The organism is Terriglobia bacterium (assembly GCA_020072845.1).
Lineage (GTDB): Bacteria > Acidobacteriota > Terriglobia > Terriglobales > Acidobacteriaceae > JAIQGF01.
Genome location: JAIQGF010000020.1, coordinates 21,158 through 37,154 on the forward strand (window position 1 = coordinate 21,158; position 15,997 = coordinate 37,154).

Consider the following 15,997-nt stretch of genomic DNA (forward strand, 5'->3'; position numbering starts at 1 on the left):
ACGGCACGCCGCATCTGTGCTACATTTCCCGCCATCAATGCCCGAAAACCACCTCTACTACGGCGATAATCTCGACGTTCTCCGCCAACGTCCCTCTGCCACTGGAGTAACGTGCAATGCCGGATATCGACAACGTCGGCCAAGCATTGGCGACCTACGCCACGAAATACGGTCTGAAGAAGGACCCGATTCTGAGCGCGTCTGAGCTTCTTCAGTATGGCCAACCACTCGCGAATGTGCGGACCGGACTACCTCCGTCCATCGAAGAGTGGCAGGAGTTCATCGCGGAGGTCTTGCTCGTCCCTCAGGTGCCTGAGGCCGTACGCCGCACGTTTTCTGTAGCCAAGAGGCTCTTCATTTTCGGGTACTACGAATACTCTCTTTCAACGGTGTCACAGCATTACGCGCTACTCGCGCTAGAGGCGGCGCTACAGGCGCGATGGTCTGCTGCGCTGCCGCGACCATGTGCGGTTGCGTACAGCAACGGTATAGTGACGTCATTCGACAACCTCACTCACAAGTTCTTGCACGACCACTGGAGAGCGGACCCGAAGCTCAAGGTAAATGGTGAAACATTCCCAAGAAGTAATCATCAACTAACGGCATGTTTGGAGAAGATGAAAATAATCACAGCTGAAGATGAGAAGTGGATTCTTGAAGCAATGGAAGACAGGAACCACTTGTCACACTTGGAATTCGCGCCGATCTACGGACCATCGGACGCGGCGTTGTACTTCGTTGCGGAGCTGATCAACCGAATGTTTGATTCTCTGCCACTGCCGGCTCCCTCCTCCTAGCCTGGGTTTTGCTGCGGCAGGTGTTATCGCAAACGCGCCTTTCGTGTGCAGTCCGACAGCGCCGTTATGGCTTGCCCATGGACGGCACGGTAAACGGAAATACCGCCGCATCGGGCTCACCAAACTCAAACACTAGCCAGTCGTCATCATCTTGCGGCACTGCCGACCTCTCGAATCGCACACCTTTAATTAGCCTGCCTTGCGAGAGCATTTGCATGAACGGCGTCATACCGCCGCCCGAGTCATACTGTTTTACGAATGTTGCTTGGTCGATTTTACCTGCCAGGACCTCCTGGACTACCCTCGAAGAAATCTTGATTTCACGACTGCTCACGGTCATGCCTCCGTAGTTGCTCTCTCCCTCATGCATTTTTCCCGCCCGAACAGCCCACTGCAATCGGTATCGGGCATTCATAGGACCGATAGCCGGATTTGCGAGTTTGAGATGGATGGACCCAAGGACTCTCTTCAGCTCGCTGCTCATCGGGTCAATCGTGCAATTGAGGTAAAGCGCTGGGTCGAGAGACCAATGTCCCGGACCGACATTCCACAAATTGCCTACGTGCTTCATTCTCAACAGGAGCACAAATGCAGCCAACGAGTGTTGCCGGAAAAATTCAGCAATAATCTCGTTGAGTTCATAGGTAGTCCAGTCGTGCTGCCGTCCCGACCGCAACGTATCACAGCCGCCGTCACAAAGAATGATTCCCTTGTAGCCGTTAAAGCCTGTCTCCTTCAGCTTTTGCCATTTCTTAGCTAGAGCACGAAAAACAGCATTCTGCCTTACTGATCTCGCTCCTGTATAACTGGCGTGCGATCCCGAGGAAGTAGATGCTCGCGGTGTGTACAAAATTGCGACCGACGTGTCGCTTGTATTGACCTCATACGTGCGTCGTACACCAGGGTTCGCCACAATCTCCGCCAGGAATTGCCGGAATCGTTCATTGAAGATTCGGTCCTCAAACAGGCGGCGCTCCGGAACTTTCAGTCGAAGTGGCGGACCGCCCCTGCGCGGCCGCACATCATAGTCGCCGACCCTCAGCGAAAAACTCCCGTGCACGCCCTTGTCGCGCAACCACCGAGTTCGTAAGCGCAACTCGTCCCACAATAGGTCGAAGCGATTCGCTGCATGCAAGCCCTTATCCGACACGCTCGTGATGTCGGCTATAAATTCTTCTCCCTGTTTCGACGAAAAATGCACATCGGGAGCCTTCCTGCCCGAAAACGTCGGTTCGTGCCGTACCGTTCCCAGCTTGCTCACCGCATTTAGGACAACGACCTCCCACTCGGTTTCAATACACTGATACGTATTCGTCCCATTCAGCAAATCCACATGCCTTTGCACCTGGCTGGGAAGCATCCACCGAGCGTTTTCATTGATTACTCGTTGCAAGGTGCGGCGCGAGAACATCATGTCGTGCAATCGTACCTGATCCCGAGCCGGGTGCCCCACCCTTCGCGCTTTTCGAAGGGTGGGAATCAAGCCACCCACCACCGGCCAGCCCCTCACGACCGCTTCGACATCAAGGCCTGCGCCGAATTGCCGGCTGAACCAATCGCTGAAACTGAAACTTGACTTGTTCTACAATCTCGCCAATCTTCCATGGGCAACGTCCTCGAGTGGCTCCGCGATTTTCGCGACTACGTGCGCCGGGTGTGGCAGGCGGAATGGCTGCCGCTGTCGCGGGCGGAGGCCATCGGATGGATGCTCTTCTTCCTCTTCTTCCTGTGGTACGCCATCGGCAAGGAAGGCGGCGATTTCGCGCTGCTGGACTCCGGCAATCTGGTAATCCACGAGGGCGGACACGCGCTGTTCGGCCACTTCGGCAATTTCCTGGGCGTCGCCGGTGGAACGATTCTGCAACTGCTGGCGCCGCTGCTGCTGGCGCTGGCCTTCCAGGTCCGGCGGCAGGCGGTGGGCTACGCGCTGTTCCTGCTGATCGTGTTTGAAAACCTGCTCTACGTGGCCAAGTACATGAGCGACGCGCGCGCCCAGGCGATGAGCTACGTCGCCATCGGCGTGGGCGCCATGGAAGGGCTGGAAGACCCCATGATGCACGACTGGTACAACCTGTTCTCACGCTTCGGCGTGCTGCCGTACGACACACGCATCGCCGCCGCGGTATTCAAGATCGGGTGGGCGGGCATGATCGGCACGGTGCTGTGGTTCGGGTGGCGGTGTTACCGGAGTTGGCGAGCGGGATGGGAGTGAGACAGTCGATGGTCGATGGTCGATGGCCCAAGAAATGAAGATCAGCCGCGGCCCGACAGATTTGCGATAGAGGGGGTTGGTCGTTAGTCGTTCGCAAATCTCATTGGCCCACCGCTGACGCTAATTGTCTACGGCGATCGACCATCGACCATCGACGCTTTGACTAAATTTTCGCGGCGGCGCGTTCCAGTTCCTGCCGGGCGAGATTGGGTTCGAAGCAGCGGCGGCAGCGGGCTTCGTACATGCCGGCGGCGCCGACCACGATCAGGTCTTCGCTGGCGACCAGGCGCTGGGTGTGCTTGGCGGGATTGCCGCACTGCATGCAGATGGCGAGGGTCTTGGTGATCTCGTCGGCGACGGCGAGCAATTCCGGCAAGGGGTGGAAGGGGCGGCCGAGGTAGTCGGTGTCGAGGCCGGCGATGACGATGCGCTTGCCCATGTCGGCGAGGCGCACCACCAGGTCCACCATGCCGGCGCCGAGGAACTGGGCCTCGTCAATGCCGATGACCTCGGTGCGGAGGTCGAGGCGGGATTCCAGGTCGGCGGCGTCCTTCACCGGCACGGAGCGGATTTTCAGCTCGCTGTGGGAGACGATGTGGTCGCCGGCGTAACGGTCATCGAGCGCGGGCTTGAAAATCTGCACCCGCTGGCGCGCGATTTCGGCGCGGCGGAGACGGCGGATCAGCTCCTCGCTCTTGCCGCTGAACATCGGCCCGCACACCACTTCAATCCAGCCCAGACTGCCCTTGGCGAAATTCATGGAAGCTTTCAGCTTTCAGCCATCAGCTTTCAGCTAAAGAATGACCAACCAAAAATTGGACTCAAAACTCAGCACTCACAACTCGACTTGCTCAATCCCTGACCGGCAACTGGCGCGCGGCGATGGCCTGGACTTCCGTGGCGATGTTGGCGGCGTAACGCTGCGCGTAGGTGCGCGTCAGAAACGACTGCAAGTCGGCGAAATTGTCGAAAATTCTGGTAGCGCAGCCCAGGATCCATCCGCTCACCACGCGCGACGGCATGCCCAGCACCAGGTACACAGGAATGCCGGAACGATGGGCGAAGGTGAGCTCGCCCTGAGTGCCGGCGCCGCGCGCTGCGGCCGCGTCCCAGTAGCAGACGACGTAGTCGGCGCGCGACTCGATCCAGTCCAGGTCCCAGGCGATGATTTTGCGCACCGCCGCCCGGTAGCGCACCAGGTCGGTGGTTTTCCAGCCGCGGAAGTCGCGGACTTCCTCGTCGGTGAGATTTTTCCTTTCGTCGGCGGCGGGATCGTAAACCTCGTGGCCGAGGGCGCGCAGGAAAGGAGTGACCTGCGCACGCCATCCCTTGCCGAGGTCGGGCGAGTACTCGATGGAACCTGAAAGATAGGCGCGCATGAAGGAAAAGCCATTGTCGGACGTGTGAAGCGGGAGGTCAATCCGAATGAATGTGAATCACTGTGGATAGCGGTGGAAAAACAGGCTTCAGGCTCCAGGCTTCAGGAAGGCAGATTCCTCACGGGCTCCTTCCCCGTTCGACTTCGCTCAGGGTCGGGACAAGTTCCGCCCGTTCGAAATGACAAACACAGTGGTCAGTGGCCGGTGGCCAGCGCGGCAGGGTTGACAGCATCGGGCAAAGAACCCTAGCATCGAGCGAATTTCACGGGCGAGGGCGCCCGCGCCACATCGACTCATGAAGAAATCCGGAAAAGTCACCCTGGGATTCGTGGCCGGCGCGGCCATGGTGCTGCTGGGCTGCCAGCGCACCGAGATGCAGCGCTGCGTGGACCAGTACGGGATGGTGACCGAGGATTTTTACTGCAATCCGGCGCGGCCCAGTACCTATCGCAATTTCTATCACTGGCACTACGGCGGCAGCGGCGGCTTCGGCTACGGAACCTACGTGCACGGCGGCAGCAGCGTCGCGACGCCGGGCGTGGGACACAGCACGGCGACGGGCGTAGGACACAGCACGGCGAGCGGAGTTTCGCGCGGAGGCTTCGGCGCGCACGGCTCGGCGCACTCCGCGGGATCATGAAATGAAGCGCAACACGATCACACCACGCAGCGGCTGGGAAAAGAAGGTCGAGGAAGCCGGCCTGGTGTTTCATTCGCCCGACCAGACGTACTGGAACGAGGCGGCATACTACTCGTTCACCTCCGCCGAAGTGGACATGCTGGAGAAGACCACCAACGACCTGCACGCCATGTGCCTGGACGCGGTGCAGTTCGTGATCGATCACAACCGGTTTGCCGACTTGAAAATACCCGAGCTGGCGGTGCCGGTGATCAAGCGCGCGTGGGAGGCGGAGCCGCCGGCGATCTACGGGCGCTTCGATTTGGCGTACGACGGGAAGAATCCGCCGAAGCTGCTGGAGTACAACGCGGACACGCCCACATCGCTGCTGGAGGCGGCGGTGGTGCAGTGGTACTGGCTGCAGGATGTGTTTCCCAAGGCGGACCAGTTCAACTCCATCCACGAGCGGCTGATCGCAAAGTGGAAAGAGCTGAAGGATTATCTGAAAATGCCGCTGTACCTGACCAACATGGACACCACCGAGGACACGATGACGGTGGCGTATATGCGCGACACGGCGGAGCAGGCGGGGCTGACGTGCAAGTCCATCCTGATCGAGGAAATCGGGTGGGACCAGGAGCAGAATTATTTTGTGGACCTGGAATTGAACCCGATCCGGTCGGTGTTCAAGCTCTACCCGTGGGAGTGGCTGCTGGCGGACGAATTCGGCGAGCACACGCTGATGACCTACGGCGAAACGCAGTGGGTGGAACCGATCTGGAAGATGGTGCTCGCGAACAAGGGAATCCTGGCGATCCTGTGGGAGATGCACCCGAACCATCCCAACCTGCTGGAAACGTATTTCGACAGCGCGCGCTGGATGTCCACCTACGCCAAAAAGCCGCTGCTGGCGCGCGAGGGAGGCAACATCACGCTTACAACGGCAAAAGGCACCGTCGGTCCGACCGACGGCACATACGGCGAGGAGGGATACGTTTTCCAGGCGCTGGCGGAGTTGCCGAACATGGACGGAAATTATCCGGTGATTGGGAGTTGGATGATTGACCAGGAAGCCGGCGGAATGGGGATTCGCGAGTCCGATGGGCCGATTACGACGAATTTAAGCAGGTTTGTGCCGCATCTTTTCGAGTAACTCAGTATTTCAGTACGTCAGTGACTCAGTACCTGAGTACCTCAGTCCTTACAATAAAATTACGCATAGAAATGCGTTGGAAGTTGTAGTTCGACGCCTTAGGTACTTGAGGTACTTAGGTACTCATTCCACGATGGCGAGCACTTCGCCGGCGGTGACGGAGGCGCCTTCGGCGACCATCACCTGCTTGACCGTACCCTTCTTCGGCGACTTGAGTTCGTTCTGCATTTTCATCGCTTCCACGACAAGCACGCCCTGGCCGGCTTCGACCTCGCTGCCCGCCGCGAGGATCACGCGCACCACTTTGCCGGGCATTGGCGCCAGCAGTTTCTGCGGGCCTTCGCCGGTGGCCGCGGCGCCCTTGCGGCCGCGCAGCGAGCGCGGGTCGCGGACTTCGACGGCAAAGCGCGAATTCTTGACCCAGTAGTGGACGTCGGTGGCGGTGCGCTCGCGCTTCACCTCGTACTGCGTGCCGCCGATGATGATGGAGATGACGTCGTGCTTGGTCATGGCGGCGTCGGCCTGGACGAGCTCGCCGTCGAGCCGACAGGACCAGGCGTTGCCGTCGCGCTCGAGTTCGAGCTTGTGGGGCGTGCCGTCGATGGAGATTTCGTAAACCACGTTGTCGGTTCTCGGTTATCGGTTGTCGGTCCTCATCCGTTACGCAAGGCTTCAACGCGCGCGGCCTGTTTCCAGGCCGATGGCTTCGCCGGGGCGGCTGCGCCATTCGCGGCGGCGCCGTTGACGGATTTGGGAGCGGCACTTTCCAGCGTGGCGAAAATTCCGGCGGCGAGGGCGGCGACGCGCTCGCGCTCGGCGGTGCGGTCCATGCCGTCGTCGAGGCCCGGCGGCGGCGCGGGCTTGCTCAGCAAACGCTCCAGGTAGCCGGTATCGAGCTTGCCGGCGTGGAAGTCCGCGTCCTGCAAAATGCGCTGGAAGAGGGTGATGTTGGTCTTGATGCCGGCGACCACGTATTCGTAGAGCGCGCGTTGCAGGCGGTGGATGGCCTGGTTGCGGTCGCTGCCATAGCCGATCAGCTTGGCGAGCAGCGGGTCATAGTCAATGGGAACAGTCCAGCCCTCGTAGATGCCGGTGTCGCGGCGGATGCCGGGGCCGGCGGGAATTTCGAGCAAGGAAATGCGGCCGGGGCTGGGAAAATAATTGTTGTCGGGATCCTCGGCGTAGATGCGGCACTCGATAGCATGGCCGCGCAGCGCGATATTCTGCTGCTGGAACGGGAGCGGCTCGCCGGCGGCGATGCGGATTTGCAGGTGCACCAGGTCGAGTCCGGTGACCAGCTCGGTGACCGGATGTTCCACCTGCAGGCGCGTGTTCATCTCGAGGAAATAGAAGTTGCGCTGCTGATCCACCAGGAATTCGACGGTGCCGGCGTTGGTGTAGCCGGCGGTCTGGGCGACGCGGACCGCGACATCGCCCATCTGGCGCCGCATTTCGGGCGAAACGATCGGCGACGGACACTCTTCCAGCACTTTCTGGTGGCGGCGCTGCACGGAACACTCGCGCTCGCCGAGATAGACGGTTTGGCCGTGCTCGTCGGAGAGGATTTGCATCTCGATGTGGCGCGGGTTCTCGATGTACTTTTCGACGTAGACCTCGTCGTCGCCAAAGGAGCGCTTGGCCTCGCTGGAGGCGGCATCGAAGGCGGAACGCAGTTCGGCGGCGGAGCGCACCAGGCGCATCCCCTTGCCGCCGCCGCCGGCCGCCGCTTTCAGCATCACGGGATAGCCGATTTTTTCGGCCACCTTGTGGGTCTCGCCGAAATCGTGGCCGCGCGAGGAACCGGGGACGAAGGGCACGCCGGCTTTCTCCATCGCCTGGCGGGCGCGTGTCTTGGAGCCCATGGCTTCCATGGCGGCGGCGGTCGGGCCGATGAATTTGATGCCGGCATCCACGCAGGCCTGAGCGAAGGAGGCATTTTCGGAAAGGAAGCCGTAACCGGGGTGGATGGCCTCGGCGCCGCTGCGGCGGGCGACGGCGAGGATCTTGTCCTTGTTCAGGTAAGACTCGCTGGCGGTCGCCGGGCCGATGGGGTAGGCCTCGTCGGCCTTGCGGACGTGCAGGGAGGCGCGGTCCACGTCGGAGAAGACGGCGACGGAGCGGATGCCCATCTCGCGGCAGGCGCGAATGACGCGCACCGCGATTTCACCGCGATTGGCGATCAGGATCTTTTTGAACATACGGGCGACCCGGAGATTGTAATGCAGGGGAGGGCACGCCGCCGGGTGATTTAGGTCACAGGGGAGTGTGCGGTGGTGGGCGTAAGGCAAATGGCCCAAGGCCCAAGGCAAAAACCTCATGCCTTGAGCCTGCACACGCCATGGCGCCCTTCGACTCGCCCAGGGCAGGCTGTGTGCCACCCAGCGTGGGCCGCTAGTCTTTCTTCTCCAGGGTGATGCCGCCGGGGCCCGCCTGTTTTTCCGCCTTGGCCGCCTTGGTGGCCATCGTCTTCTTGACCCACTCGTCGGCCTTCTTCAGGTCTTCTTCGCGGGCCTTGGGGTCGCCGCATTCGATGTCGGCCAACTCGCGCCACATCAGGTTGTAGTAGGCCATGGCGTCGTCGTAATCGGGCCGCAACGCGATGGCCTTCTCCAGCATGGTCATGCCTTCCTTGACCGCGTCCTGGTTCTTGTTCCGGAGCGCCTCGCAGATTTTCTTGTCCTTGATGGCCTCGTCGGGCTTGAGGCCGGCCTTGGCCTTTTCCTCCATGCGAGGCTGGTAGGTCTCGGTCCAGTCAATAACGGCGACCGAGTAATAGGCCTCGGGATCGTTGGGATCCACGGTGATTACCTTCTTGTAGTATTCCTTGGCCTGGCCGAACTTCTTCATCTGCAGGTAAAGGTAGGCGATCCCCTTGATAGCGTTGAGATCGTTGGCCTTCATCTTGAGTACGTCCTGGTACTGGTTGATCGCCTGTTCGGCCATGCGGTTGTTGTCCGGTGTGTCCGCCCCCGGGATGTATTGCTGCGCGTACGCGGTAGCAAGATAAAGCCGGGCATTAATCAGGGTCGGGTCAAGCGCCACCGCGTTCTTGAACTTCTCGATGGCATCTTCATATTTGGCGTTCTTGTAGGCCTGCACGCCCTTGTTGAGCTGGTCGCGAGCGCGGAGCTTGTTGCAGCCGGCAAGCGAGAACAGCGCCAGGACGACGGAGGCAAGCGCCAGCAGTCGTGCGCTTCTGTTCATTAGTTTGTCTCTCCGATAAAGTCGATGGCCGATGGTCGATGGCCGATGGCCAAAGACCTCAGCGGCTAACGCCGTTTTTCAGTTTCAAGCTGGGATGGCACGGCTCCTTCCGCTTCGCTCAGCGTCAGGACAAGTTCCGCCGTGTCCCTCCGAAAGAACTAGCCGCCGGCCTCGATCTTGGCGGTAATCAGGCCGACCTTGTCCACGCCAGCCGAGTGCGCGATGTCAATCACCTGCGCCACGTCGGCGAAGGGAAGATCGGTATCGGCCTTGACGAAAACCACCTTCTCGGCACGCGTCTTGTAGATCTCTTCCAGGCGACCCTGGAGCTTGTCCCAGGAGACGTCTTCCTGGTTGATCTTGAGCAAGGGCTGGCCCCCGGTCTTGATCACCTGCACGACGACCGTACGGTCGGTCGAAGGCGGCTGCGCCTTCTGGTCCTTGGGGGGCTGCGGGACGAGGGCGTCCAGGCCCTTGGGGGTGAGCGGGGTGATGACCATGAAGATGATCAGCAACACCAGCAGCACGTCGATCAGCGGCGTAACGTTCATGTCGGAACAGGGACCGCTACTAGTTCCAACTACCATTGCCATAACGAAATCCTCTCTAGAACAGTTTCAGTTTCGAGTTTCAGTTTCAGCAGGCCTCAACTCCAGACTGAAACGGCTCGCAAACACGCGGACCTATTGCCCGCCAGCAGGCGCCGGCTTAGCAGCGCCCGGCGCGGTGGGCGGTGGAGCGGGAGCGCCCTGCTTGCGCTGCTCGGTCAGCAGACCCAACTGGTCAACGCCGGCGGCGCGGACGTTGTCCACCACTTCGACCACGTTGCCGTACTTGGTGCGCGCGTCGGCGCGGATGAAGACCCGTTTGTCCATGCGGGCGGCGAGCTTGTCCTTGATCTTGTTGGTGAGCTGGTCGGGTGAGATTTTCTCCGCGCCGAAGAACACGGCGCCGTCGCGCTGGACTGCGACCAGCAGCGCGTCTTCCTTGTCGGCGTCGGGCATCTGCACCGGGTTGTTGGTCTTGGCCAGGTCAACGCTGACGCCCTTCTGCAACATGGGCGTGATCACCATGAAGATGATCAGCAGCACCAGCATGACGTCCACCATAGGAGTGACGTTGATGGTGGAGTTGACCGGCAATGGTCTTTTTCCGAGCGGCATAACTACGACCCTCCTGCACGAAACCTGAAGCTGAGGTTGTCTGTCCCTCCCCGCCGGGCGGGGAGGGACAAGCAACTATGCTCGTTCGAACTGCCTGCTTCCCACTCTCCGCCAAAACCGGGCGGAAGGGTGGGCCCCCCGGCGGATTTACCGGCGGACGGCGTTGCGGCGCTTCAGGAAGTAATCCACCAGCTCGCTGGAGGAGTTATCCATCTCGACGTCAAACGCTTCGACGCGGCCGGACAGGTAGTTGTACATCATTACGGCCGGGATGGCGACGAACAGACCGACGGCGGTGGTGACCAGCGCTTCGGCGATTCCGCCGGCAACGGCGCCCAGACCGGTGGCCTTGGCCTCGGAGATGCCGCGGAAGGCGTTGAGAATGCCGACCACGGTGCCGAACAGCCCGACGAAGGGGGCGGTGGCGCCGATGGTGGCCAGGCCGCCCAGGCCGCGCTTCAACTCGGCGTGAACGATGGCTTCGGCACGCTCCAAGGCGCGGCGGCTGGCTTCGATCTGTTCGCCCGGAATTTCCGCTGACTCGCCATGCGCCTTGAATTCCTGCAACCCGGCGGTGACCACCTTGGCCAGGTGGCTCTTCTTGTTGCGCTCGGCGACGCGGATGGCCTCGTCAATCTTGCCTTCGCGCAGGGCGCCGGCGACGGCGGGAGCAAACGCCCGCGATTGCTTGCGGGCGGCGCTGAACGCCATCCAGCGGTCGATCATCACGCCAATGGACCAGCCGGACATGATGAACAGGATGACGACCACGAGTTTGGCCAGGATACCCATCTGCTTCCACAGCGAGATCGGGTCCCAGGTAATCGTGCCCTCCTGGAAAATCGCCAGGGCGATGGTGGGCACGTGTGTGTAAAAGAGAGTTGCCAGTGCTACGAGCATGAGTTGCTTGTTCCTCCTCAGAACTAAAACAGTTTCAGTTTCAGTTTCAGTTTCGAGACCGAAACTGAAACTCGAGTTCCGCGCCAAGGGTCGCGCCCCGCTGTCGAAGCTGGGGGCGGCCACGAATCCCCGCGCGTGGGGGGCCGGAACGCGGCGTGCCAGCCCCGAATTCGTTGCCCTTCCAGAGAGAAAACCGGATCAACCGGCCAGGGTGAAATTGACCGTCACCACGGTTTCCACTTCCACCGGCTCGCCGTTCAGGAAGTAGGGCTTGTAGCGCCACAGCTTCACCGCTTCCACGGCAGCCCCAGTCAGCATCGGGTGACCGCTCACAACGTGCAAGCCCTGAATGCTGCCGTCCTTGGCGATGACCGCCTGCAGCACCACCGTACCCTGGATCCTGGCTTGGCGAGCCAGCGGCGGGTAGGTCGGCTTCACCTGGTGAATGAGCAGACCTTGGGAAACGCCCTGGGAGACGCGCACGCGCTGCGGCGTCGCCACTTTCGGGACCGCGACCGGCGTCGAGCTGATGATGCCGCCGATCACGCCGCCCATAGTCCCTCCCGGAATGCCGCCAGGCACGCCACCAACCACACCCCCGATGCCGGCAGCCGGAGGCGCTTCCTCTTCCTTGATCATCTGAACCTTTTCAGGAATCTTGGTCGGCGTGCGCAACTGACCGTTGTTAATCTCACTGATGATTTGCTTTACCACCTTGATCTGCTGTGCAGCCGGCGGGGGCGGCGGCGGCGGTGGTGGTGGCGGCGCTACCAGAAACGTCATCAACTGCTGCTTCGGCAGCGCTTCCGTATAGATCAGCGGAATCAGGATCAGGATGCCCAGCAGAATTCCCTGGAGCACGAACGACAGCACCGTAGTGGCGCCGCGCTTGCTGCTGAGCCTGCCTCCCGACTCGATAAGGCTATCCTCAAACATGCCCTTGTTCTCCGGTTGCGGTACTTCCCGCACGTAATTTAGACACCGGGCCCGCGAGTTTTGCTCCCGGGGGCGTTCATTTCTTGCCGCTTGGGGCGAACGCCTTCGAGAGCGGCCGAACAACAACTAGCCCTTGGCGCGTACTTTTTCACGCCGTTGCGAGGGCGCCACCGGCACCGTGGCCGCCACCCCGCGGGCCTTGCGCAAACGCCAATCCTGGTACGCAACCAGCATGGGCGAAGCGATGAAGATCGACGAATAAGTCCCGATAATGATGCCGATGACCAGTGCCAGGCTGAATCCGTGCAGCACCTCTCCCCCGAAGAGGTAAAGCGAAAGCACGGTCAGGAAAGTCAAACCGGAAGTCAAGACCGTTCGGCTCAGCGTCTGGTTGATGCTGCGATCCACGATCTCGGCCAGCGATTCACGGCGGAGCAGTTTAACATTCTCCCGGATACGGTCAAATACAACAATCGTATCGTTCATCGAATAGCCCACCAAGGTGAGGATGGCGGCGATGACGGTGAGGGAGATTTCCTTGTTCATCAAGGAGAAGGCGCCGACCGTAATCAGGGTGTCGTGGAAGCAGGCGACGACGGCGGCCAGGCCGTAAATCAGTTCGAAACGGAACCACAGGTACACCAGCATGCCCGCCAGCGAGTACAGGATGGCCAGTTTGGCCTGCGTCTGGAGCTGCTTGCCAACTTGCGGACCGACAATCTCGACATTGCGCACGCCAAAGTCGGAGGTGTAGAAGCCGCCGTTCAGCGCCGCGAGCGCGGGTGCGGCAGTGCCGGCGGACTTGAGCTCGTCAACCGAGGCGATGACCCCGCCGCGGGTCTTGTCGCGGAAATTGGCGATCTGGCGGGCGATCTCGCCGTAGCGCTGCGCCGCGTCGCTGCCCAGGTGCAGCGGGTCCTTGGAGAGCAAGAAATCCTGGATGGCCTGCACGCCGGCGTTGTTCAAGTCCTGCTTGCCGGCGGGCGGGTCGGGCGGTTCCAGCGCCTTGATGATCTGGTTCTTGCCCTGGTCGAGTGCGGATTCGCTGGTTTCCTTGATGTCGAGCGCGACCAGCACTTCATTGGCGGCCGGATCGCCATAGCGCTGGATACGGGCATTGTGCAGCGCGGCACGGTCCAACTCGGCGCGAATCTGGTTGTTGTCAGGCGGGTGCGTGAACTTCACATACACCAGCGTGCCACCGCGGAAATCCACGCCCAGCGGGACGCCGTGCCAGAACGCCATGCTGAGAATGCCGGCGACGCTGAAAATCAGGGAAAAGGCGAGGAAGTACCACTTGTACTTCAGGAACGGGATGTTCGGGTTCCGAAAGAACTCCATTGTTTACCTTGTCGATGGTCGATGGCCCGTGGTCGATGGCAACCGGGTCCCGACCTGATTCTTCCAAACTTGTCATCGTCGTTGATCGCTCGTCGCTGGCCATCGGCCGTCGACCATCGACCATCGACTTGCTAAATACTCAGCACTTCGCCGCGCTTCAGGTTGTTCAGGTGCGCGTCAAAAATGACGCGCGACACGAACACGGCGGTGAACAGGTTGGCCAGCAGACCGAAGGTCAGCGTGACCGCGAAACCCTTCACCGGGCCGGTCCCGAAGATAAACAGGATGAAGGCGGAGACGATGGTGGTGACGTGCGTGTCCACAATCGTGATCCAGGCGCGTGCAAAGCCTTGCTCCACCGCCGAGGGCGCGGTCTTGCCGTTGCGCAGCTCCTCGCGAATGCGTTCGAAGATCAGCACGTTGGAATCCACGCCCATGCCGACGGTCAAGATTACGCCGGCGATGCCCGGCAAAGTGAGCGTCGCTCCGCTGAAGCCGAGGAATCCGAGCAGGATCACCAGGTTGAACAGGAGCGCAAGATCGGCATTGATGCCGGCGACGCGGTAGTACACCAGCATGAAGATCATGACCGCCAACATGCCGATGACCGCGGCGAGCACGCCGTGCTTGATGGAGTCCGCTCCCAGCGACGGCCCGACGGTGCGCTCTTCCAGATAGCGGATACCGGCCGGCAGCGCGCCGGAGCGCAGCACCATGGCGAGATCCTTCGACTGCTGCTCGGTGAAGGCGCCGGTGATGCGGCCTTCATCGTGAATCTGTTCCTGGATGGTGGCGACTTCCTGGACCTTGTTGTCGAGCACGACAGCCAACTGCTCGCCGACGTGCGCGCCGGTGAAGGAGGCGAAGCGGCGCCCGCCTTCGCCGGTCAGCAGGAAGCGGACGGCGGGACGGTTGTTCTCGTCGCGGGTGGGCTCGGCGGTGCGCAGGTCGCGTCCGGTCACGGCCGAAGCGCGGGTAATGATGTACCAGGCGGTCTGGGTGGCGTCGGCGCCGCGCGCGCCGATGGAGCGGCCCTGCATGAGCACGGAATCAGGAGGCAGCACGCCGTTCTTGGAGGCCAGCGCGTCCTGCTCGCTGGGATAAGGCCCGCCCAGCGCCTGGCGGATTTCCAGCATGGCGGTGGACTGCATGATCTGCTTGACGCGGGCGGGATCGTCCACGCCCGGCAACTGCACCAGAATCTGGTACTGGCCGAGGCCGTGCTCCTCGATCACCGGCTCGCTGACGCCGAGCTGGTCAATGCGGTTGCGAATGGTCTCGATGGCCTGCGCCACCGAGCGGTTTTTCAGCTCGGCCAGCGATTGCAGCTTCATGGCCAGCGTCCAGGAGTTTTCGGCGCCCGAGGTGAGGACGTACTCCGGCAACTGATTGCTGACGATGTCTCTCAGGTCGGCGGCCGATTCCGGCGGCACGCCCTTGATGGCGATGTGGTCGGGAGCATTCTGCGGGTCGGGCTTAGTGATGTCGGTGTAGACGATGCCCTTGGACTTGAGGCTTTCCTTCAGGCGCTCGATACCGCGGTCGCTGTCGGCGTTGACCGCGTCGTTGACCATGACCTGGAGGATGAGGTGGGTTCCGCCCTTGAGATCGAGCCCGAGTTTGACGCGCTCGAGGACGGCCGATTTCAGGGCACTGCCGCTCACGCCGCTCGGCAGCCCGAAGATGCCGAACACAAAGACCAGCAGCACGGCAACGATAAACAGGGATTTCCAGAGTAACGTCTTATTCATTTGAGTCGATGGTCGGCGGTCGACGGTCGACGGTCGACGGCCAAAAACCTCAGCGGCTAAAGCCGCTTAAACAGTCGCACGAATTCGGCACGGCTCCTTCTGCTTCGCTTCGCTCAGCCTCAGGACAAGTTCCGCCGTGCCCTTCCCGAGCCTTGCCCTTTCCGAAATGCTTCCCGAAAAGCTAGCCACCGGTTTTGACTTCCTCGCCCGAGCTGACGGTGACAATCGAGCTTCGGCTCACTTCCAGCCGCAAATTGTCGGGCGGAACGCGCAGGTGAATGTAATCTTCCCGCAGGGCGATGACCGTCCCGCGCAGGCCGCCGCTGGTGACGACGCGATCGCCAGTCTTCAGCTCGGCCAACATCGCCTGCCATTTTTTCTGCCGCCTCTGTTGCGGCATGATCAGCAGGAAATAGAAAATGACGAAGATGAAAACCAGCGGCAGCCAAACCAGCGCGCCGCCGCCGCCCTGCCCTTGCACCAGGGCTAATGCCATGAAGAATGTCAAGACTTGCCTATCTCCTCCCGCGCAACCTTCGTAG

17 protein-coding genes are annotated in these 15,997 nt (G+C 61.2%); 4 read left to right on the plus strand and 13 right to left on the minus strand.

Annotated elements, in window-relative coordinates:
• The first annotated feature begins 116 nt into the window (after window positions 1-116).
• A complete protein-coding gene (locus LAN70_17650; protein ID MBZ5512974.1) occupies window positions 117-797 on the plus strand; it encodes a hypothetical protein in 681 nt (226 codons plus the stop codon).
• 64 nt (window positions 798-861) lie between these two features.
• On the opposite strand, the gene LAN70_17655 is transcribed toward LAN70_17650, so the two are convergent.
• Window positions 862-2,220, minus strand: a complete 1,359-nt coding sequence (locus tag LAN70_17655; GenBank protein MBZ5512975.1) for a hypothetical protein — start codon at window positions 2,218-2,220, stop codon at window positions 862-864.
• Window positions 2,221-2,400: 180 nt separating this feature from the next.
• On the opposite strand from LAN70_17655, the gene LAN70_17660 reads away from it, so the two are divergent.
• Window positions 2,401-3,009, plus strand: a complete 609-nt coding sequence (locus tag LAN70_17660; protein ID MBZ5512976.1) for a hypothetical protein — start codon at window positions 2,401-2,403, stop codon at window positions 3,007-3,009.
• A gap of 163 nt (window positions 3,010-3,172) precedes the next feature.
• Here LAN70_17660 and LAN70_17665 read toward each other — a convergent pair whose 3' ends face one another.
• Both LAN70_17665 and LAN70_17670 read right to left on the minus strand, forming a co-directional pair.
• On the minus strand, window positions 3,173-3,769 hold the full coding sequence (locus LAN70_17665) for a thymidine kinase (GenBank protein ID MBZ5512977.1): 597 nt from the start codon (window positions 3,767-3,769) through the stop codon (window positions 3,173-3,175).
• A gap of 91 nt (window positions 3,770-3,860) precedes the next feature.
• Window positions 3,861-4,388, minus strand: coding sequence for a nucleoside 2-deoxyribosyltransferase domain-containing protein (locus LAN70_17670; protein MBZ5512978.1), 528 nt, complete (start codon window positions 4,386-4,388; stop codon window positions 3,861-3,863).
• A 295-nt stretch (window positions 4,389-4,683) separates the two neighbouring features.
• Here LAN70_17670 and LAN70_17675 point away from each other — a divergent pair, with 295 nt between their 5' ends.
• Entirely contained in the window at window positions 4,684-5,028 is a 345-nt protein-coding gene (locus LAN70_17675) for a hypothetical protein (GenBank protein ID MBZ5512979.1), read from the plus strand.
• Window position 5,029: 1 nt separating this feature from the next.
• A complete protein-coding gene (locus LAN70_17680) occupies window positions 5,030-6,160 on the plus strand; it encodes a glutathionylspermidine synthase family protein (protein ID MBZ5512980.1) in 1,131 nt (376 codons plus the stop codon).
• A gap of 123 nt (window positions 6,161-6,283) precedes the next feature.
• Here LAN70_17680 and LAN70_17685 read toward each other — a convergent pair whose 3' ends face one another.
• The 10 genes from LAN70_17685 to yajC form a co-directional block, all read right to left on the minus strand.
• Window positions 6,284-6,781, minus strand: coding sequence for an acetyl-CoA carboxylase biotin carboxyl carrier protein subunit (locus tag LAN70_17685; protein MBZ5512981.1), 498 nt, complete (start codon window positions 6,779-6,781; stop codon window positions 6,284-6,286).
• Window positions 6,782-6,813: 32 nt separating this feature from the next.
• Window positions 6,814-8,358: an acetyl-CoA carboxylase biotin carboxylase subunit gene (gene accC / locus LAN70_17690; protein ID MBZ5512982.1), complete on the minus strand. Its 1,545-nt coding sequence runs from the start codon at window positions 8,356-8,358 to the stop codon at window positions 6,814-6,816.
• Window positions 8,359-8,551: 193 nt separating this feature from the next.
• Window positions 8,552-9,364, minus strand: a complete 813-nt coding sequence (locus LAN70_17695; protein MBZ5512983.1) for a tetratricopeptide repeat protein — start codon at window positions 9,362-9,364, stop codon at window positions 8,552-8,554.
• Window positions 9,365-9,522: 158 nt separating this feature from the next.
• Complete coding sequence (locus LAN70_17700) at window positions 9,523-9,957, minus strand: biopolymer transporter ExbD (protein ID MBZ5512984.1); 435 nt, start codon at window positions 9,955-9,957, stop codon at window positions 9,523-9,525.
• Window positions 9,958-10,047: 90 nt separating this feature from the next.
• Window positions 10,048-10,527, minus strand: a complete 480-nt coding sequence (locus tag LAN70_17705) for an ExbD/TolR family protein (protein MBZ5512985.1) — start codon at window positions 10,525-10,527, stop codon at window positions 10,048-10,050.
• A gap of 147 nt (window positions 10,528-10,674) precedes the next feature.
• Window positions 10,675-11,427 (minus strand): MotA/TolQ/ExbB proton channel family protein, encoded by a 753-nt coding sequence (locus LAN70_17710; GenBank protein MBZ5512986.1) that lies wholly within the window; start codon window positions 11,425-11,427, stop codon window positions 10,675-10,677.
• 198 nt (window positions 11,428-11,625) lie between these two features.
• Window positions 11,626-12,363, minus strand: a complete 738-nt coding sequence (locus LAN70_17715) for a TonB family protein (protein MBZ5512987.1) — start codon at window positions 12,361-12,363, stop codon at window positions 11,626-11,628.
• 126 nt (window positions 12,364-12,489) lie between these two features.
• Window positions 12,490-13,704 (minus strand): protein translocase subunit SecF, encoded by a 1,215-nt coding sequence (gene secF, locus LAN70_17720; protein MBZ5512988.1) that lies wholly within the window; start codon window positions 13,702-13,704, stop codon window positions 12,490-12,492.
• A 131-nt stretch (window positions 13,705-13,835) separates the two neighbouring features.
• Window positions 13,836-15,455: a protein translocase subunit SecD gene (gene secD / locus LAN70_17725; GenBank protein MBZ5512989.1), complete on the minus strand. Its 1,620-nt coding sequence runs from the start codon at window positions 15,453-15,455 to the stop codon at window positions 13,836-13,838.
• Between the two features lie 181 nt (window positions 15,456-15,636).
• Window positions 15,637-15,951, minus strand: coding sequence for a preprotein translocase subunit YajC (gene yajC / locus LAN70_17730; protein ID MBZ5512990.1), 315 nt, complete (start codon window positions 15,949-15,951; stop codon window positions 15,637-15,639).
• Window positions 15,952-15,997: the final 46 nt, after the last annotated feature.